The sequence below is a fragment of the Mesorhizobium sp. M1307 genome (assembly GCF_040318155.1).
In the GTDB taxonomy this organism is placed as follows: domain Bacteria; phylum Pseudomonadota; class Alphaproteobacteria; order Rhizobiales; family Rhizobiaceae; genus Mesorhizobium.
The window spans coordinates 1-17,219 of the sequence record NZ_JAMYLR010000044.1 but is presented as its reverse complement, the minus strand read 5'-3'; the positions used below and the strand labels follow the sequence as shown (position 1 = coordinate 17,219).

At 62.4% G+C, this 17,219-nt stretch carries 18 protein-coding genes and 1 pseudogene; 11 read left to right on the top strand and 8 right to left on the bottom strand.

The genetic code is table 11. From position 1 onward, the window contains the following. The first annotated feature begins 25 nt into the window (after positions 1–25). The 3 genes from NKH16_RS29175 (at position 26) to NKH16_RS29165 (ending at position 3,109) form a co-directional block, all read left to right on the top strand. Positions 26–1,066, top strand: a complete 1,041-nt coding sequence (locus NKH16_RS29175; protein WP_352451133.1) for an RluA family pseudouridine synthase — start codon at positions 26–28, stop codon at positions 1,064–1,066. 187 nt (positions 1,067–1,253) lie between these two features. Beyond that, on the top strand, positions 1,254–2,165 hold the full coding sequence (gene rpoH, locus NKH16_RS29170; RefSeq protein ID WP_023678514.1) for an RNA polymerase sigma factor RpoH: 912 nt from the start codon (positions 1,254–1,256) through the stop codon (positions 2,163–2,165). Positions 2,166–2,599: 434 nt separating this feature from the next. Next, positions 2,600–3,109, top strand: a complete 510-nt coding sequence (locus tag NKH16_RS29165; protein ID WP_031212145.1) for a hypothetical protein — start codon at positions 2,600–2,602, stop codon at positions 3,107–3,109. A gap of 182 nt (positions 3,110–3,291) precedes the next feature. On the opposite strand, the gene NKH16_RS29160 is transcribed toward NKH16_RS29165, so the two are convergent. From NKH16_RS29160 to NKH16_RS29145, 4 genes are all read right to left on the bottom strand, one after another. Further along, positions 3,292–4,164: an MBL fold metallo-hydrolase gene (locus tag NKH16_RS29160; protein ID WP_352749307.1), complete on the bottom strand. Its 873-nt coding sequence runs from the start codon at positions 4,162–4,164 to the stop codon at positions 3,292–3,294. Between the two features lie 149 nt (positions 4,165–4,313). After that, positions 4,314–4,973: a peroxiredoxin gene (locus tag NKH16_RS29155; RefSeq protein WP_352714312.1), complete on the bottom strand. Its 660-nt coding sequence runs from the start codon at positions 4,971–4,973 to the stop codon at positions 4,314–4,316. A gap of 175 nt (positions 4,974–5,148) precedes the next feature. Beyond that, the gene (locus tag NKH16_RS29150; protein ID WP_352749309.1) at positions 5,149–5,514 is read right to left on the bottom strand and encodes a cell division protein ZapA; all 366 of its coding nucleotides are present in this window, start codon (positions 5,512–5,514) and stop codon (positions 5,149–5,151) included. Between the two features lie 4 nt (positions 5,515–5,518). Then, positions 5,519–5,791 (bottom strand): DUF4164 domain-containing protein, encoded by a 273-nt coding sequence (locus tag NKH16_RS29145; protein ID WP_006200774.1) that lies wholly within the window; start codon positions 5,789–5,791, stop codon positions 5,519–5,521. A gap of 260 nt (positions 5,792–6,051) precedes the next feature. Between NKH16_RS29145 and tkt the strand changes: the two genes are divergently transcribed. From tkt to NKH16_RS29130, 3 genes are all read left to right on the top strand, one after another. Beyond that, positions 6,052–8,043, top strand: a complete 1,992-nt coding sequence (gene tkt / locus NKH16_RS29140; RefSeq protein WP_352749311.1) for a transketolase — start codon at positions 6,052–6,054, stop codon at positions 8,041–8,043. Between the two features lie 158 nt (positions 8,044–8,201). Then, a complete protein-coding gene (gene gap, locus NKH16_RS29135; RefSeq protein WP_023678507.1) occupies positions 8,202–9,212 on the top strand; it encodes a type I glyceraldehyde-3-phosphate dehydrogenase in 1,011 nt (336 codons plus the stop codon). A 216-nt stretch (positions 9,213–9,428) separates the two neighbouring features. After that, complete coding sequence (locus NKH16_RS29130) at positions 9,429–11,318, top strand: potassium/proton antiporter (protein ID WP_352613491.1); 1,890 nt, start codon at positions 9,429–9,431, stop codon at positions 11,316–11,318. A gap of 169 nt (positions 11,319–11,487) precedes the next feature. On the opposite strand, the gene NKH16_RS29125 is transcribed toward NKH16_RS29130, so the two are convergent. Then, a complete protein-coding gene (locus NKH16_RS29125; RefSeq protein WP_352457948.1) occupies positions 11,488–12,405 on the bottom strand; it encodes a polyprenyl synthetase family protein in 918 nt (305 codons plus the stop codon). A gap of 79 nt (positions 12,406–12,484) precedes the next feature. On the opposite strand from NKH16_RS29125, the gene NKH16_RS29120 reads away from it, so the two are divergent. From NKH16_RS29120 to NKH16_RS29110, 3 genes are all read left to right on the top strand, one after another. After that, on the top strand, positions 12,485–13,243 hold the full coding sequence (locus NKH16_RS29120; RefSeq protein ID WP_031212144.1) for a biosynthetic peptidoglycan transglycosylase: 759 nt from the start codon (positions 12,485–12,487) through the stop codon (positions 13,241–13,243). 139 nt (positions 13,244–13,382) lie between these two features. Continuing rightward, on the top strand, positions 13,383–13,565 hold the full coding sequence (gene rpmF / locus NKH16_RS29115) for a 50S ribosomal protein L32 (RefSeq protein WP_006203806.1): 183 nt from the start codon (positions 13,383–13,385) through the stop codon (positions 13,563–13,565). A 199-nt stretch (positions 13,566–13,764) separates the two neighbouring features. Beyond that, entirely contained in the window at positions 13,765–14,166 is a 402-nt protein-coding gene (locus NKH16_RS29110; protein WP_352749314.1) for a hypothetical protein, read from the top strand. Between the two features lie 10 nt (positions 14,167–14,176). On the opposite strand, the gene NKH16_RS29105 is transcribed toward NKH16_RS29110, so the two are convergent. From NKH16_RS29105 to NKH16_RS29095, 3 genes are all read right to left on the bottom strand, one after another. Next, positions 14,177–14,608: a GlcG/HbpS family heme-binding protein gene (locus NKH16_RS29105; RefSeq protein WP_352451128.1), complete on the bottom strand. Its 432-nt coding sequence runs from the start codon at positions 14,606–14,608 to the stop codon at positions 14,177–14,179. Between the two features lie 97 nt (positions 14,609–14,705). Continuing rightward, on the bottom strand, positions 14,706–14,936 hold the full coding sequence (locus NKH16_RS29100; RefSeq protein WP_023678501.1) for a hypothetical protein: 231 nt from the start codon (positions 14,934–14,936) through the stop codon (positions 14,706–14,708). A 75-nt stretch (positions 14,937–15,011) separates the two neighbouring features. Next, on the bottom strand, positions 15,012–15,536 hold the full coding sequence (locus tag NKH16_RS29095) for a winged helix-turn-helix transcriptional regulator (RefSeq protein ID WP_352451127.1): 525 nt from the start codon (positions 15,534–15,536) through the stop codon (positions 15,012–15,014). Between the two features lie 97 nt (positions 15,537–15,633). On the opposite strand from NKH16_RS29095, the pseudogene NKH16_RS29090 reads away from it, so the two are divergent. Together NKH16_RS29090 and NKH16_RS29085 are read left to right on the top strand one after the other, a co-directional pair. Beyond that, positions 15,634–16,334 (top strand): annotated as a pseudogene (locus tag NKH16_RS29090) (alpha/beta fold hydrolase). A gap of 61 nt (positions 16,335–16,395) precedes the next feature. Then, complete coding sequence (locus NKH16_RS29085; protein ID WP_352613487.1) at positions 16,396–17,052, top strand: glutathione S-transferase family protein; 657 nt, start codon at positions 16,396–16,398, stop codon at positions 17,050–17,052. Positions 17,053–17,219 lie beyond the last annotated feature (167 nt).

Genomic DNA, 17,219 nt, shown 5'->3' with positions numbered 1-17,219 from the left:
GCAGCAGATTCCGGAACTGTTTTCGATGAGCGCTCATAACGAAGAGGTCAGACAATTAATAGGGGCCGGACCGATCGTGCTGGAGGCGGGCGCCGATGCGGCCGGCCAGCGGCTCGACCAATGGCTGGCGGCTAGGCTCGGCCCCGACATGTCGCGCAGCCGGGTACAGATGCTGATAAAGCAGGGCGCGGTCAGGATCGGCGGCAGGCAGGTCGACGAAACGAAGCGCAAGATGGCACAAGGTGACAGCGTGTCGGTCGACGTGCCGGAGCCGGAACCGGCGGCGCCGCAAGGCGAAGATATTGCGCTGGACGTCCTCTACGAGGACAGCGAGTTGATCGTCATCAACAAGCCGGCCGGGCTGGTCGTGCATCCCGGCGCCGGCAACTGGACCGGCACGCTGGTCAACGCGCTGATCCATCATTGCGGCGACAGCCTGTCGGGCATCGGCGGGGTGAGACGGCCGGGCATCGTCCACCGCCTCGACAAGGAGACCAGTGGCGTCATGGTCGTCGCCAAGACCGATCGCGCCCACAAGGCGTTGTCGGAGGCCTTTGCCGACCACGGCCTGACCGGCGATCTCGAGCGCGCGTATCTGGCGTTGGTCTGGGGCATACCGGCAAGGCCGACCGGGACGGTCGACGCGCCGCTCGGCCGCGCCGCCGACCGGGTACGCCGCGCCGTGGTGCCGCAAGGCCGCGACGATGCGCGCCACGCCGTCACGCATTTCACCGTCGTTGAGCGCTTTGGCGAGCAGCAGCAGGAATTCGCCACGGCGAGCCTAGTCGAATGCCGGCTGGAAACCGGTCGCACTCACCAGATACGCGTCCACATGGCCCATATCGGCCATCCGGTGATTGGCGACCCCGAATACGGCCAGGCTTTCCGCACCAAGGCCAATCGGTTGCCCGAGCCGCTAAGAAGCAAGGTAAAAACGTTTCCGCGACAAGCTTTGCACGCCCGCCTCCTTGCATTTCGGCATCCGGATACCCATCTAACGATGAGGTTCGAAGCACCGATACCGTGGGACATGGAGGAACTCGTCGACGGCTTCCGCAAGCTCTGAACCAACCACCTGAAAACCTGACCGGCGCTGTTCACTTCAACGTGACACACTGTTTCGTGTTGAACAAATGCCTGTCTTTCTGGTTTTGTTCCTATATATGTCGGTTGGTGCGAATGTGCCTTTGGCATTCGCGCCACATGCCCGCCGCGTTTCGGGGGCATCACTCCAATAGAGAGGGGGCGCTATCATGGCCCAGTCATTACCCAGTATCGTTTCCGGCGAAGGCGGTCTCAGCCGCTACCTGGAAGAAATCCGCCGCTTTCCGATGCTTCAGCCGCAGGAAGAGTACATGCTCGCCAAGCGCTATGCCGAGCATGAGGACACCACGGCTGCGCACAAGCTCGTCACCAGCCACCTTCGGCTCGTCGCCAAGATCGCCATGGGCTATCGCGGCTATGGCCTGCCGATCGGTGAGGTGATCTCGGAAGGCAATGTCGGCCTGATGCAGGCCGTCAAGAAATTCGAACCGGAGCGCGGTTTCCGTCTCGCCACCTATGCGATGTGGTGGATCAAGGCCTCGATCCAGGAATACATCCTGCGCTCGTGGAGCCTGGTCAAGATGGGCACCACCGCCAACCAGAAGCGCCTGTTCTTCAACCTGCGCAAGGTGAAGGGCAAGATCCAGGCGCTCGACGAAGGCGATTTGAAGCCCGATCAGATCACCGAGATTGCCACCCGGCTGAACGTCTCGGAAGCGGAAGTCGTGTCGATGAACCGTCGTCTGTCGGGCGACGCCTCGCTCAATGCGCCCATCCGGGCCAGTGAAGGCGAGTCCGGCGAATGGCAGGACTGGCTGGTCGACGACCACGAAAGCCAGGAAGAGATGCTGATCGAGCAGGACGAGTTGGAAAACCGGCGCGGCATGCTGTCGGGCGCTCTTGCCGTGCTCAACGACCGCGAACGCCGCATCTTCGAGGCGCGCCGCCTCGCCGATGAGCCGTTGACGCTTGAAGAGCTGTCGGCCGAGTTCGATATCAGCCGCGAGCGCGTGCGCCAGATCGAGGTGCGCGCCTTCGAGAAGGTGCAGGACGCGGTCAAGGCCGCAGCCAAGCGCCAGACGCAGGCGCTGCGCACCATCGAGGCGCAGCCGGCGGCGTAAGGCCTTCCGGTAGAAACAAATAACGGCGGCGTCAGGTAACTGGCGCCGCCGTTTTTTTCTAAAGCGCGTCGCGTTCGGCCGGCCTTGTGCGACGCGCTTTAGAGTCTTGTTTTTATGCATGTCGTTATCGCAAAACCGCTGCACACTTTTGCGCGACATGCATTAGCGGGTTGCCGGTTCCGCGGCGCCTTCGCGGATGTCCGATCCGCCGCTATAACTGCTCAGTAGCCCCCAGACGATCGCATCGATAGCGGCATTACCGCAATTTTCCCCAAGCCCTGAAAACCGCAAGACTGCAAGCTGTGGCGGCAATGTTGCGGCGCCGACCGCGGCATTCCACAACCCGGCGCTCGCGGCAGGCGGCGCGACAACGAGCCGCCGGGGCTGCGCCGGGCAGTTGAGCTCGTTTATTGAAAACGAAAGGCAGTGTGACGATGACCATTTCTCCGTTTCTGGCCGCTCTCGGATCCGAAGGTCCGCCAGCCGACCGAGCGAAAGACATGGCCCTGTATGGATGGCTAATTGGAAGCTGGGAAATGGACTCGGTCCACTACCTCGACGACGGCACAATCCAGAAATGGGATGGCGAATGCCATTTTGGCTGGGTGCTCGAAGGCCGCGCGATTCAGGACGTTTGGATCAGGCCCAAGCGCCCTGCGCCGTCGACGATGTATGGTACGACCTTGCGCATCTTCGACCCTGGGATCGATGGCTGGCATATCATATGGAACGACCCGCTCAACCGGGATCACTCGCGCCAGATCGGGCGGGCCGAGGGTAAGGACATTGTCCAGCTCGGCAATGACTCGCGCGGTCTGCAAACTCGATGGCGTTTCACTGAGATCACTGCCACCAGCTTCCATTGGATCGGCGAGGAAAGATCTTCCGAGAGCGATCCTTGGCAAATCACGTATGAACATTTAGCCCGCCGAACAAAACCCTGACGCTGGACTGGCTGGCGTCTGCGCTGCTCCTCATCCGGCTGCCGCCACCGTCTTCCCGCATGGACCTCTCGGATTCAAACATCGCAAAAATCGAATCAGGATCAATAGCTTGGATGACCCTCGCGGAACGATGAGGGGGGCGCCGAGTCTGAATGGCATTGTAGTGCCAGCGACCCATCTCCTCACAGGCAATCGAGCGGAAATTTCAGATAGCGCCGCCCGTTGGATTCCGGTTCCGGCAGGCGTCCGCCATTCATGTTCACCTGCAGCGCGTGCAGGATCAGCCGCGGCATCGGCAACGTCCTGTCGCGGGCCTGGCGGAGCGCGACGAAGTCGGCTTCCGCCTTGCAGCCGGCAACATGGATGTTGCCGGCTTTCTGCTCCGCGACCGTGCTTTCCCACCGCGCTTCGCGACCGCCCGGCTGGTAGTCGTGACCGACGAACAGACGTGTCTCGTCCGGCAGCGCCAGGATGTCCTCGATCGAGTGCCAGAGCCGCTCGGCACTGCCGCCGGGAAAGTCCGTCCTGGCGGTGCCGCTGTCCGGTATGAACAGCGTGTCGTGGATGAAGGCGGCGTCGCCGATGACGTAAGTGATCGAAGCCAGCGTATGGCCCGGCGAGAACAGCACTCTTGCCGGAAGGCCGCCGACCGAAAAAGTTGCGCCGTCGGCGAACAGCCTGTCCCATTGCGAACCGTCGGCGGGGAATTCCGGCCAGTTGTAGATCACCTTCCACAATTTCTGGACGTCGATGACCTTTTCGCCGATTGCCGTCGGCGCTCCGGTTCTCCCCCTCAGATAATGGGCGGCGGAGAAATGATCGGCATGCGGATGCGTGTCGAGGATCCACTCGACCTCCAGCCCGCTTTCCCTGACGAAGTCGAGCAGGGCGTCGGCGTTTTTCGTTGCCGTTGTACCGGACCTTTCGTCGAAGTCGAGCACCGGATCGATGATGGCGCATTTGCGGGTCGCCATGTCGGCGACCACATACTGGACGGACCCGCTCGGCTTGTCATAGAAGCCGGTGACCTGCGACCTGGCCGATAATGCGTCCAATCCAGCCTCCTTCGCCCCTCACCACGGCAGGAAGGATTTTCTCTGCCACGGCAAATTAAAGGCATGGTTGTCCGTCAACCAGGCATCCTCAAGCACCCCATGCTCACACGGCCAGGAAAACCAAAACTCTCTGTGCCGCCTCTGCCTGCTCAGGCAGAAGGCTGCTTGGTTTTCCTGAGATATGGCAGGATCGTCTCAAAGGCGCCGAAGCGCTTGATGGCATCCTCATTCGAGACGGCAGCGGTGATGATGACGTCCTCGCCCTGCTTCCAGTTCGCCGGCGTCGCCACCTGGTGCTTGGCGGTCAGCTGCATGGAATCGATGGCGCGCAGGATTTCGTCGAAGTTGCGGCCGGTCGTCATCGGATAGGTGAGAACCAGCTTGATCTTCTTGTCGGGCCCGATGACGTAAACCGAACGCACCGTGGCATTGTCGGCGGGCGTGCGGCCTTCCGAGCTCTCGCCGGCACCCGCCGGCAGCATCTCGTAAAGCTTGGCGACCTTGAGATCCTTGTCGCCGATCAGCGGGTAGTTCACCGAATGGCCGGTCGCGGTCTTGATGTCGTTCTGCCACTTTCCATGGCTTTCGACAGGATCGACCGAGATGCCGATGATCTTGACGTTGCGCTTCCTGAACTCGCCTTCGAGCCCGGCCATCGTGCCGAGTTCGGTCGTGCAAACCGGCGTAAAGTTCTTCGGATGGCTGAACAATACTGCCCAGCCGTCGCCGATCCATTCATGGAAGCTGATCGGTCCTTGCGTGGTCTCAGCGGTGAAGTCCGGTGCGATATCGTTGATGCGAAGGCTCATGACGTGTCCCTTACCCTGTGCGTGCAGATCGCAGCCGGCGTTGCCCGGCGCTGCTTTTGCCTTTCTATCACTCCGGCGTCATCCTTCAAACGCCTGTTGCGCCGGCATCAAGGCCGGCGGCGAAATATTTTCATTGCTTCTCGGCAAATGCAGCAGGATTTTTCGCTGCGCTGGTTCAGGCCTTGTTCACTGCCAGCGTCGCCGCCAGGTCTTCCATGCGCTGGGCCAGTGCGCCGAGCGCCCCGGTCAGCACGGAATCGTTCTTGTCGGCCTTGGTCAGTGCGTCGTCGCGCGTCTTGCGCAGCGTCAGCACTTCGCTTTCCATGCCCTTGACCCGCTTTTGCAGTTCCGAAAGCTCGTCCATGACCATGATGCCGGCCATCACGGTCAGCCGCTGGTCGCCGATCTCGCCAAAGGAATCCTTCAGATGCGAGACATAGCGGTCGAAGCGCTCGGCAAGATCGATCAGATGCTCTTCCTGGCCCTCGTCGCAGGCCATCCGATACTGCTTGCCGTCGATGGAAACCGTGACTTGTGCCATTGGCCTACCTGTCCAGTACCGCGCGGATGGTTTCCATGGCTGTCACCAGCCTTCGCGACACTTCCTTGTTGGCATCTTCCAGCCGTTCGGCGCGGGCCTCGGAATTGTCGAGCTCCTGCGCCAGCCGCGAGCGGTCGGCGTTCATCCGCTGCACTTCGGCCTCGGCTTCCGAATAGTCCCGCTCGTGCTCGAGCTTGGCCGCGACGGCGTTTTCCAGCCCTTCGATGGCCTTACCCAGCCTGGCAATGACTTCTTTGAGGGTCGTTTCCCCGGTCATGGCTTTCGTCCTGCGCCCTGCCCATCACCGAATCATCCACGTTCAGAACGCGTTATCCCTGAAACATTACGCGTCGTGTGAACCGCACGTCAATAAAGCTGTCGCGACTGTCCCCTGCTAACGCTAATGTAAGTCGCGCATGGCCATCACAAGACCGGCAAAAGCACACCGATTTGTTGACTAAAAGGCCGCGCCTGCTATGTGTCGCGCACCCTTTTCAAGGGCTTTCCCAAGGCCCAAACCCCCATTTTGGAGGAAGCATGACCTCGCGCGAACAACATGACCGGATGGCCAATGCGATCCGTTTTCTCGCCATGGACGCTGTGGAGAAGGCAAACTCCGGCCATCCCGGATTGCCCATGGGCTGCGCCGACATCGCCACGGTGCTGTTCACCCGCTTTCTCAAATACGATCCGAAGAACCCGCATTGGCCGGACCGCGACCGCTTTATCCTGTCGGCCGGCCACGGCTCGATGCTGCTTTACTCGCTGCTCTATCTGACCGGCTACGAAGACATCACCATCGACCAGATCAAGCAGTTCCGCCAATTGGGGTCGAGGACCGCGGGCCACCCGGAATACGGCCATGCCGCCGGCATCGAGACGACGACCGGCCCACTCGGCCAGGGCCTCGCCAATTCGGTCGGCTTCGCGCTCGGCGAGCGCATCATGAATGCCGCTTTCGGCAACGACCTCGTCGACCACTACACCTATGTGCTGGCCGGTGACGGCTGCCTGATGGAAGGCGTGTCCCAGGAAGCCATCGCGCTTGCCGGACATCTGAAGCTGAACAAGCTGATCGTCTTCTGGGATAACAACAACATCTCGATCGATGGCCCGGTGTCGCTGGCCGACAACACCGACCAGGTCGCCCGCTTCCAGGCGTCCGGCTGGAACGCCAGCCATATCGACGGCCGGGATCCCGAAGCGATCGCCTATGCCATCGAAGCCGCCCGCCACTCCGACAAGCCGACGATGATCGCCTGTAAGACGACGATCGGCTTCGGCGCGCCGACCAAGGCCGGCACCAACAAGGCGCACGGCTCGCCGCTCGGCGCCGAGGAAATCGCCGGCGCCAGAAAATTCTTCGGCTGGGATTATCCTCCCTTCGAGCTTCCGGCCGATATCCTCGATGCATGGTGTACCGCCGGCCGGACCGGCGTAAAGGCGCGCACCGACTGGGAAGGCCGGCTTGCCAAGGCCGATGCTAACTTGCGCGCAGAGTTCGAACGCCGCATCGCTGGCACGCTGCCGGCCAACTTCGACGCTGTCATTGGCGATTACAAGAAGAAGCTCGCCGCCGACAAGCCGAAGGTCGCCACCCGCAAATCGTCGGAAATGGCGCTGGAGGTCATCAACGGCGCCTTGCCCGAAACCATCGGCGGCTCGGCCGATTTGACTGGCTCCAACAACACCAAGACCAGCCAGACCAAGAACATCACTGCCGACGATTACGGCCAGCGCTATGTCCACTACGGCGTTCGCGAGCACGGCATGGCGGCCGCGCTCAACGGGCTGACGCTGCATGGCGGCATTATCGCCTATGGCGGCACTTTCATGTGCTTTTCCGATTATGCCCGTCCGGCGATGCGGCTTGCTTCGCTGATGGGCATCCGCTCGATCTTCGTCATGACCCATGATTCCATCGGCCTTGGCGAAGACGGCCCGACCCATCAGCCGGTCGAGCATCTGGCAGCACTTCGCGCCATTCCGAACCACAATGTCTTCCGCCCGGCCGACGCGGTGGAAACCGCGGAATGCTGGCAGTTGGCCATTGAGTCGGAAAAGACGCCTTCGACATTGGCGCTGACCCGGCAGAACCTGCCGACGGTACGCAACGACTTCGTTGCGGAAAACCTCTCCAGCCGCGGCGCCTATGAACTTGCCGCCGCCAGTGGCGAGGCGGCGGTGACGATCTTCGCTTCGGGCTCCGAGGTCGAGATCGCGCTGGCTGCCCGCGAGGCCTTGGAAAAGCACGGCCACGCGACCCGCGTCGTCTCGGTGCCGTGTTTCGAATTGTTCGACAAGCAGAGCGCCGACTACCGCAGCAGGACGATCGGCAATGCGCCGCTCAAGATTGCCATCGAAGCCGGCATCCGTCAGGGCTGGGATCACTTCATCGGCACCGACGGCATCTTTGTCGGCATGACCGGCTTCGGCGCCTCCGGCACCATCGAACAGCTCTACCCGCATTTCGGCATCACAGCCGAGGCAACGGTGAAGGCGGCGGAAGCCCGTCTACATGGCAAATGAAAGTGAGCCCCGCCCGGCAAAGACTGGCATAGCGGTTTTGCCGGGCGGTGGAGCACTAATCGATTTAAATCCACGCCTCGGCGGCTGGATTCTTTGCCCGTCCGCCGTTATGAAGCTGCGGACTTGATCTTCGGCCTCCAACTCCCAGGGAGAGAACAATGACCGTCAGAGTTGCCATCAACGGATTCGGCCGCATCGGCCGCAACATCCTGCGCGCCATCCATGAATCCGGCCGCAAGGATATCGACGTCGTCGCGGTCAACGATCTCGGCCCGGTCGAGACCAACGCGCATCTGCTGCGCTTCGACAGCGTGCATGGCCGCTTTCCGCATGAGGTGACGGTTGACGGCGACCAGATCATCGTCGGCAAGGAAAAATTCAAGGTCACCGCGATCAAGGATCCGACGCAACTGCCCTGGAAGGAGCTTGGCATCGACATCGCGCTCGAATGCACCGGCATCTTCACCGCCCGCGACAAGGCCGTCGCCCATCTGACCGCCGGTGCCAAGCGCGTTCTCGTCTCCGCTCCGGCAGAGGGCGCCGATCTCACCGTCGTCTATGGCATCAATCACGACAAGCTGACCAAGGACCACATCGTCATCTCGAACGCCTCCTGCACCACCAACTGCCTGGCGCCGCTGGCGGCCGTGCTGAATGAGGCGGTCGGCATCGAGAAGGGCATGATGACGACGATCCATTCCTACACCGGCGACCAGCCGACGCTGGACACCATGCACAAGGACCTCTACCGCGCCCGCGCCGCCGCGCTGTCGCAGATTCCGACCTCGACCGGTGCTGCCAAGGCCATCGGCCTGGTACTGCCCGAACTCAAGGGCAAGCTCGACGGCATCTCCATCCGCGTGCCGACCCCGAACGTCTCGCTCGTCGATTTCAAGTTCATCGCCAAGCGGCCGACCACCGTCCAGGAGATCAATGACGCGGTGATCGCCGCCTCGAACGGCAAGCTGAAGGGCATCCTCGCCGTTACCCGTCACCCCAATGTTTCGATCGACTTCAACCATGATCCGCATTCCTCGATCGTGGCGCTCGACCAGACCAAGGTCATGGACGGCAACTTCGTTTCGGTGCTGTCGTGGTACGACAATGAGTGGGGCTTTTCCAACCGCATGGGCGATACCGCCGTCGCCTTCGGCAAGACCATCGCCTGATCGCAGAGCCAGCTTCTCGACCTGGAGACGCCCGGCTCAGTCCGGGCGTTTTCATTGCAGCACGAACCGCCGAGGCACGCTCCGCTGCTCGGGGGTGCCAAAACTTTCGACGATCGGCAGCGTGGGGCAAAAAGCCACGCTGCTGCCTTGCAGCGGCCATGTCTTCGCCCCACTCTCCCGTGATGCCGGAGCATATCGACTAGGGGCGACCAACGAATGGAGCATGGTATCTATCTTGTGACGCTCGTTGGCGCAGCACTTGTCGTTGCCGCCGCGTTTTCAAGCCTGATCGCCTTCCGTTTCGGCGCCCCTCTCCTGCTGCTGTTTCTCTGCATCGGCCTCGCCACCGGAACCGACGGTCTCGGCATCCATTTCGACAATGCCCGAGTTGCTTATTTTGCCGGCTCATTGGCGCTGGCGGTCATCCTTTTCGATTCCGGCTTCGGCACGCCGCTCAACGCCTTGCGGCAGGCGGCCGGGCCGGCGCTGTCGCTGGCCACATTCGGCGTCCTTTTGACCACCGGGCTCTTCGGCGCCGCCGCCTATTATCTGCTCGACCTGACCTGGCTGGAATCCTTCCTGCTCGGTGCCGCCGTCGCCTCGACCGACGCCGCGGCGGTGTTCTTCCTGCTGCGCGCCGGCGAGATTAATTTGCGCGAGCGCGTGCGGTCCACGCTCGAGGTGGAATCCGGCACAAATGACCCGATCGCCATCTTCCTGACCATCACGCTGGTCGAGGTCATCGCCGCCAATACCCACCCCGAGGCCAAGGTGCTGGTCACCGATCTTGCCGTCGGCTTCCTTGTCAATATGGGGCTCGGCGCGGTCATCGGCATTCTCGGCGGCATGGCCATCGTGCGCCTTGTCGATCGCCTCAATCTCGATCACGGCCTGCTGCCGATCTTCGTGCTGACGCTGTCGCTTATGGTGTTTGCTGCCGCCGGTGCCGTCGGCGGCTCCGGCTTCCTGGCGGTCTATCTCGCAGGCCTGATTGCCGGCAATTCCGATATCCGGGCCGTCACCATCCTCAAGCGCTTCCAGGACGGCATGTCGTGGCTGGCGCAGATCATCATGTTCCTGATCCTCGGCCTGTTCGCGACGCCTTCGCAATTTCCGGCGATCCTAGTGCCGGCAGTGCTGCTCGGCCTGTTCCTGGTATTTGTGGCACGGCCAATCGCCGTCTGGCTCTGCCTGGTGCCGTTCCGTCTGCCACGCCCGGAAGTCGCCTTCGTCTCGTGGGTTGGCCTGCGTGGTGCCGTGTCGATCCTGCTTGCCATCACGCCGCTGCTCGGCGGTCTTGAGAACGGCCGCCTCATCTTCAACACCGCCTTCATCATCGTGCTGGTCTCGCTGATCATCCAGGGATGGACCGTCGGGCCGCTGGCGCGCCGTCTCGGCCTTATCGTGCCGGCCCGCCTGGGACCGCTCGACAAGGTCGAATTGGAACTGCCGGGCTCCGCCCATCATGAGCTTCTCGCCTACCGCGTGGCACCTGGCAGCCCGGTGGCGCGCGGCGAACGCATTCCGCGCTGGGCGCGGCCGTCGCTGGTGCTGCGCGACGGACGCTCGATGCGCTTCCAGGATATGGGCCGGCTCGCGACCGGCGACCATGTCTACATCTTCGTGCCGGACCGCTATCCGCGCCTGCTCGACAAGCTGTTCGCCAGCCGTGCCGTGGTCGATCCCGAGGACGCGGATTTCTTCGGGGCCTTCGCCGTCGATCCGTCACGCCCCGCCGAGGAACTGGAGACCGCCTACGCGCCGGGCCTGACCGAAGCGGAACGCAAGCTCAGCATTGGCGACCTGGTCACTACCCGGCTCGGCGGCCACGCCGAATACGCCGACCGCGTGCTGCTCGGTCCGATCGAGCTGATCGTCCGCGACGTCGACGACAAGGGCAGGATCACCGGCCTTGGCCTGTCCTTTGAGCCGACCGCGCCGGTGGCGCGCGTTCCGGTGTTCCTCAGCGCCGGCGAAATCCGCGACCGCATCGCCGCCTTCATCCGCAACCGGCGCAAGCCGGCCGAGGCGCAGGCGGTCGAGGCGGCGGCCGAGATGGAACCGGTTCCGCAGCCCGTGGTGGAAAAGACAACTGGCGAAGGCTGACCGCTGTCCACCCGAGCCGCGGAACCCTGCCGCGAGGCTGAAGAATGGCTCGGCAACTGGTGTGGCGGGTCCATGTGGTCCGACATCGCCGGAAATGATCCCGATCGGCCGGTTGCGAGGGCGTCCGGCCGATCAGTCGCCAATTCTTCGGCGCGCCATAGGGGCGCGCTTAATTGTTGCGGGCCGCTACGAACTGCGCCGCTTGTTTCAGAAGCGCAGCTTGCTCGCCAAAAGGTTCGAGCAACGCATGAGCCTGGTCAACGAGGCCATGGAGCTGGCCCCGCGCCCAGTCCGGTCCGTGCAGCGCGACCAGCGTCGCCTTGCCGGCCGCGGCATCCTTGCCGGTCGCCTTGCCCATCTGATGCGCGTCGGCGGTCAGGTCGAGCAGATCGTCGGCAAGCTGAAAGGCAAGCCCGATCGCCGAGCCGAACTCGGCCAGCCGTTCGCGGTCGCCCGACGGCGCGCCGGCAAGGATAGCGCCCGCTTCGCAGGCAAAGCGGATCAGCGCACCGGTTTTCATCGCCTGAAGCCGGATGATGCCGGCCTCGTCCGGCCGGCTTTGTTCGGCTTCGAGATCGAGCATCTGGCCGCCGACCATGCTTCCCGCCCCGGCGGCGCGGGCCAGTGCCAGCACCAGCGTTGCCCTGCGCTCGGCCGGCAGCATTGTCGCCTCGTCGGCAAGGATGTCGAAGGCAAGTGTCAGCAAGGCGTCGCCCGCAAGAATGGCGGTTGCCTCATCGAAAGCCCTGTGCACGGTCGGCTGGCCGCGGCGCAAATCATCGTCGTCCATGGCCGGCAGATCGTCATGGATGAGCGAATAGCAGTGCACGCATTCGAGCGCCGCCGCGACGCGCAGCGCCGCCTCGCCGTCGGCTGAAAACAGTGCAGCACTTTCCATGACCAGGAAGGGACGCAGTCGTTTGCCGCCGTTCAGCACGCCATGTCGCATTGCCGCCATCAGGCGTTCGGGCCGCGCGACCTCGCCCGAAAGCGTCCGTCCGTCGAGCAACCGCCTCAGCAGCGCCTCGAGCGGAACTGCCCGGGCAATAAGTGCAGCTTCGAACGCCATTTGGTCGTCTTTCGTCATGGTCGGGAGCGGTAGCCGACACTCAGACGTTGCGCAAGAAGCCAAGCGCCATTATGCCGGGGGCAGGGAGTAGCGCGGACTGGGTGGCTTGGCGGAACCGATCGTCGATCACGAAACCGAAGGGTTGGACATGGCGAGACCGAGACGCGGCAGCCGCATCGGTCTTCAACGCTGGGTCCGGCGCGGCATCGCCGTCGCCGTCGTGCTGGCGCTGGTGCCGGTGGTGCTCACCTTCCTGTACCTGCCGACATTCGTGCATCCGGTGTCGACATTGATGCTGAAGGACCTGGCGACGTTTTCTGGCTACGATCGGCGCTGGGTTTCCATCGACGATGTGGCGCCGGTGCTGGCATATTCGGTCATCATGTCGGAGGACGGGCAGTTCTGTTTCCATCGCGGCGTCGATCTGGGCGAGTTGCGCGGCGTCGTCGACGATGCGCTCGCCGGCGAGATGACACGTGGCGCCTCGACCATCACCATGCAGACGGTAAAGAATCTTTATCTATGGTCGCGGCCGTTGGGCTCGGTCCGTAAGGTCGTGGAACTGCCGCTGGCCGTCTATTTCGATGCGGTGCTGTCGAAACGGCGGATCATGGAGATCTACCTCAACATCGCCGAATGGGGACCGGGCATCTACGGTATCGAGGCCGCCGCCCAGCATCATTTCGGCGTCTCGGCAAAACAGCTGTCGCGCCGGCAGGCAGCGCTGCTTGCCGTCACCTTGCCGAATCCGATCGTGCGCAATCCGGCGAAGCCCGGGCCGGGACTGAGGCGGCTTGCCGCGTTGATCGAACGGCGCGCCGGCCGCGCCGGCGCCTATGTCGGTTGCCTGCGATAGTGTCAAAAAAAAACACGGCGACGCTGGCCAAAACGCCGTCGGGCGTGTATAGGCACCCGACTTTCTCAGATTCCGGCCCCTGATGTGGCCCTTTCACGAGGGCCGCCGGGGCGTTTTGACCATGTAGTGGAGCATATCCATGGCCGTTCCGAAACGAAAAACCTCTCCGTCGAAGCGCGGCATGCGCCGTTCTGCCGACGCACTGAAGGCCCCGACCTATGTCGAGGACAAGAACTCCGGCGAGATGCGCCGTCCGCACCATATCGACCTGAAGACCGGCATGTATCGCGGTCGCCAGGTTCTGGAGCCGAAGGAAAGCTGAGAGAGCTTTCGACGGTTTATGGGTTGCGAAACGACCGGCCATTGGCCGGTCTTTTTGCGTTTGCGACAACTGATCGTATCAGCCGGGCCTGACATTGTTGTTTCACGCCGTCTTTGTCCTTGTTTATCGGCCGCACGAAAATTCTTGACGGCGAACGCCGGGCGCACTCTACAAAGATCAGTCCAACCGGAGCCGCCACATGTTCGGTGCCATCCCGCTGCTGATCGTGCCTTTCATCCTCTACAATCTCGGGCTTCTGGGAATATTCGGCAGCGGCGACGATCCGTGGGCCACCGAAGTGTTTTCGGTCCGGATGATGTCGGGTGGCGTGTTCTCGATGACCCTCGGCGACCTCATCGTGCTGATCGCACTGATCTTCTTGTTCGTCGAAGTGGTGAAGTCGACGCGCACGACAAATGCCTCGATCATGGACCATCTTTTGTCGACCTTCGTCTTTGTGGCCTATCTGGTCGAGTTCCTGCTGGTGAAGGGCGCCGCCCATTCCGTTTTCTTCACACTGATGGTCATAGCGCTGATCGACGTGCTGGCCGGCTTTTCGGTGTCGATGCGGTCGGCCACCCGCGACATCAATATGAGTTAAGGATCCCGACTCAGCCCGGGTCAGCGGAGAAGCCAGCCGCCTCGACACCGGCGATGGCTGCCGTTTCATCATTGTCGGACGTGTCGCCGGAAATACCGATGGCGCCGATGATCGTGCCGGCGTTGTCACGGATCAGCACGCCGCCGACGACCGGCAGGACGCGCCCGCCCGACACGTCGGAGACGCCGGCGATCAGATGCGGGCGCTCCTTGGCGAAAGCTTCCACCCGGCGCGAGCCCATTCCGATAGCGAGCGCGCCATAGGCCTTGCCGGCCGACATTTGCGGACGCAGGAACGAGGCGCCGTCCTGACGCTGGAACGCGACCAGATGGGCGCCGGCGTCGAGCACCGAGACGCCAAGCGGCCTGAGCTTGAGCTCGGCACCCTTGGCAAAGGCGGCGGCGATGATTTCAAGGGCTTTGTCGAGCGTCAGTGCGGTCATGGCCGTCTCCTAAACGCGCCAGTTATCAACCGGCAGAACAGACTCCGAGTGAACTGTTTCGCGTGCGAAAGGAAGCATGCATTCTGGAAGCGCCGGCCTATTTCTTCTTGGCGCGAGGCTTCTTCACCGGGGCCGGAGGCGCATTGGCCAGGTCTTCCGCTTCCTTGGCGAGGCGCAGCGCCCGCAGCTTGTTGGTCTTGGCTTGGCGAGCGTCGCTCTCGGCGACATATTCCGCCATCGCCTTCTGGCGAACCGTGGCTGCCTCTTCCTGTTTCTTGAAACGCAAATCGGCCCGCGCACGGGCAGTGTCCTTAGAGTTCTCGACCAAGAGCGTTATCCAATCCGTAAATTATCTTCAGTCCCTTGATAGCAGAGCCAGCCCGCAATTGGGAAAATAAGTTGGTCATGGCGCCGGATCGCAGCCAACTCGCTCCGCCTTGCGGGCGACTACCGCATCGTATCCGGCCTGCAAAGTCGCGCGGACGGTGGGTCCAGATGGGGCGGGAGACGCACCCAGATGCTCGTGGCGCAACTCGTTCATGAACTTATCCCACATCGGCGGGCCGCCTTTTTCCAGAAGCTCGGCACGGATAGAGAGCTCTTCGCTGACCGGCAGCCAGACGCGGCCCCAGGCGCCGAGATGCGCCAGGATCGGCACCAGCGTAATCGCCATTTCGGTCAGGCTGTAGATCGCCTTTTGTTTGTGGGAGGGATCGTCCGCCTTGGTCAGCATGCCGAGCTCCATCAGCCGCTTCAGCCGGTCGGCGAGGATGTTGGAGGCGATGCCCTCCATCGAGCCGTTGAGCAGTTCGCGAAAGTGGCGTCTGCCGCCGAAGATGATGTCGCGAAGGATGATCAGGCTCCACCGGTCACCGAACACTTCGAGCGACAGGTTGATGGGGCATCCGGACCGACGATCGATGTTCATGCGAATCTCCAAAAACCGGTTGCATTATCGTATCGGTTTTAATATCGTGCAACTGATTGCAAAATGCAATCGGATTGGAAGCCCAAGGAGGAAAGCCATGAAAAACGCCGAACACCCCGAAATCGCATCCCAGACGTTCGGCGATCCGGCCCATCCGGCGGTGTTGTTGATCATGGGCGCGATGGCTTCCATGCTTTGGTGGCCCGAAGCGTTTTGCCGGAAGCTGGCCGGCGAGGGTCGCTTCGTGATCCGCTATGACAATCGCGATACCGGCCGTTCGACCAAATACGCGCCGGGCGAGCCGCCTTATACATTCGACGACATGGTGGACGATGCCGTCCGCGTCCTTGACGACCAGGGAATCCGAAAGGCGCACGTGGTCGGCATGTCGATGGGCGGCATGATCGCGCAGCTCGTTGCGTTGAAATACCCGTCGCGTGTCACTTCGCTGACGGTGATCAGCAGCTCGCCCTTGGGCATCGATACGTCGCATTTTTCGTGGAACAGGACTACGACCGGTCCGGCGGCTTTCTCAGCGCGACCAATCACTTCATGCTCAAGGGCGGCGAAGATCGGAGCGGCGAGGACTGGACGGGGCGGCTGCACGAGATGAAGATTCCGCTCCTCGTTGTCCACGGCACCGACGATCCGATCTTTCCAGCCGAGCATGGCGCCGCTCTTGCCGACGCGGTCGCCGGTGCAAGACTGGTCCGGATCGAGGGCGGCGGCCACGAGCTGCATCCCGACGATTGGGCCGCGATCATCGATGCGATCGTCGCCCACAGCCGGGCCACGTAGCAGCGGGCCGAACCTTGACACCGGATGCCCGCGAGACGAAGCACCAAAGATAGGAGCAAAAATGTCCCTGACGATGCATCTTCATCCGCTGGCCTCCTTCTGCTGGAAACCGCTGATCGCGCTCTATGAGAACGGCACGCCATTCACATCGGTCGTTGTCGATCTCGGCAATGAACAGTCGCGCGCGGCGTTTCTGAAATTGTGGCCGCTCGGCAAGATGCCGGTGCTGCGCGATGAAGCGCTGGACCGGACCGTGCCGGAATCGACGATCGTCATCGAATATCTCAACGCGTATTATCCTGGGCCGGTCGAACTGATCCCCGCCGATCTCGATCTCGCTCGCCAGACCCGGCTTGCCGACCGCTTCTATGACTTCTATGTCCAGGAACCGATGCAGAAGATCGTTGGTGACCGGCTGCGGCCGGAGGGCAAGACCGATCCGTTCGGCGTCGAGCAGGCCCGCGCCCAGCTGCGCAGCTCCTACGCCATCATTGAACAGGACATGCAGTCGACGACATGGGCGGTGGGTGCGAGCTTCACCATGGCCGACTGCGCTGCCGCCCCCGCGCTGTTCTACGCCAACAAGGTCGAGCCGTTCGGAGACGAATATCCTGCGGTCAGGCGCTATCACGACCGGTTGCTGCAACGCCCCTCGGTTGCCCGTGTGATCGAGGAAGCGCAGCCGTATTTCAAGCTCTTCCCCTACAACAATGGCTAGAGTGGTTCATCGTTCACGGAAACGCCGAACCGCTCTATCTCTTTGTTTTTGCGCAATTCCGGACGGAAAACCGCTTCACACTTTTCCTGGAATTGCTTGTCTTATGACTTTCGCTGCCGAATGGGTCAGAAAGGAACGCTGAGAGAGGGTAGCCGCCCTCCCTCAGC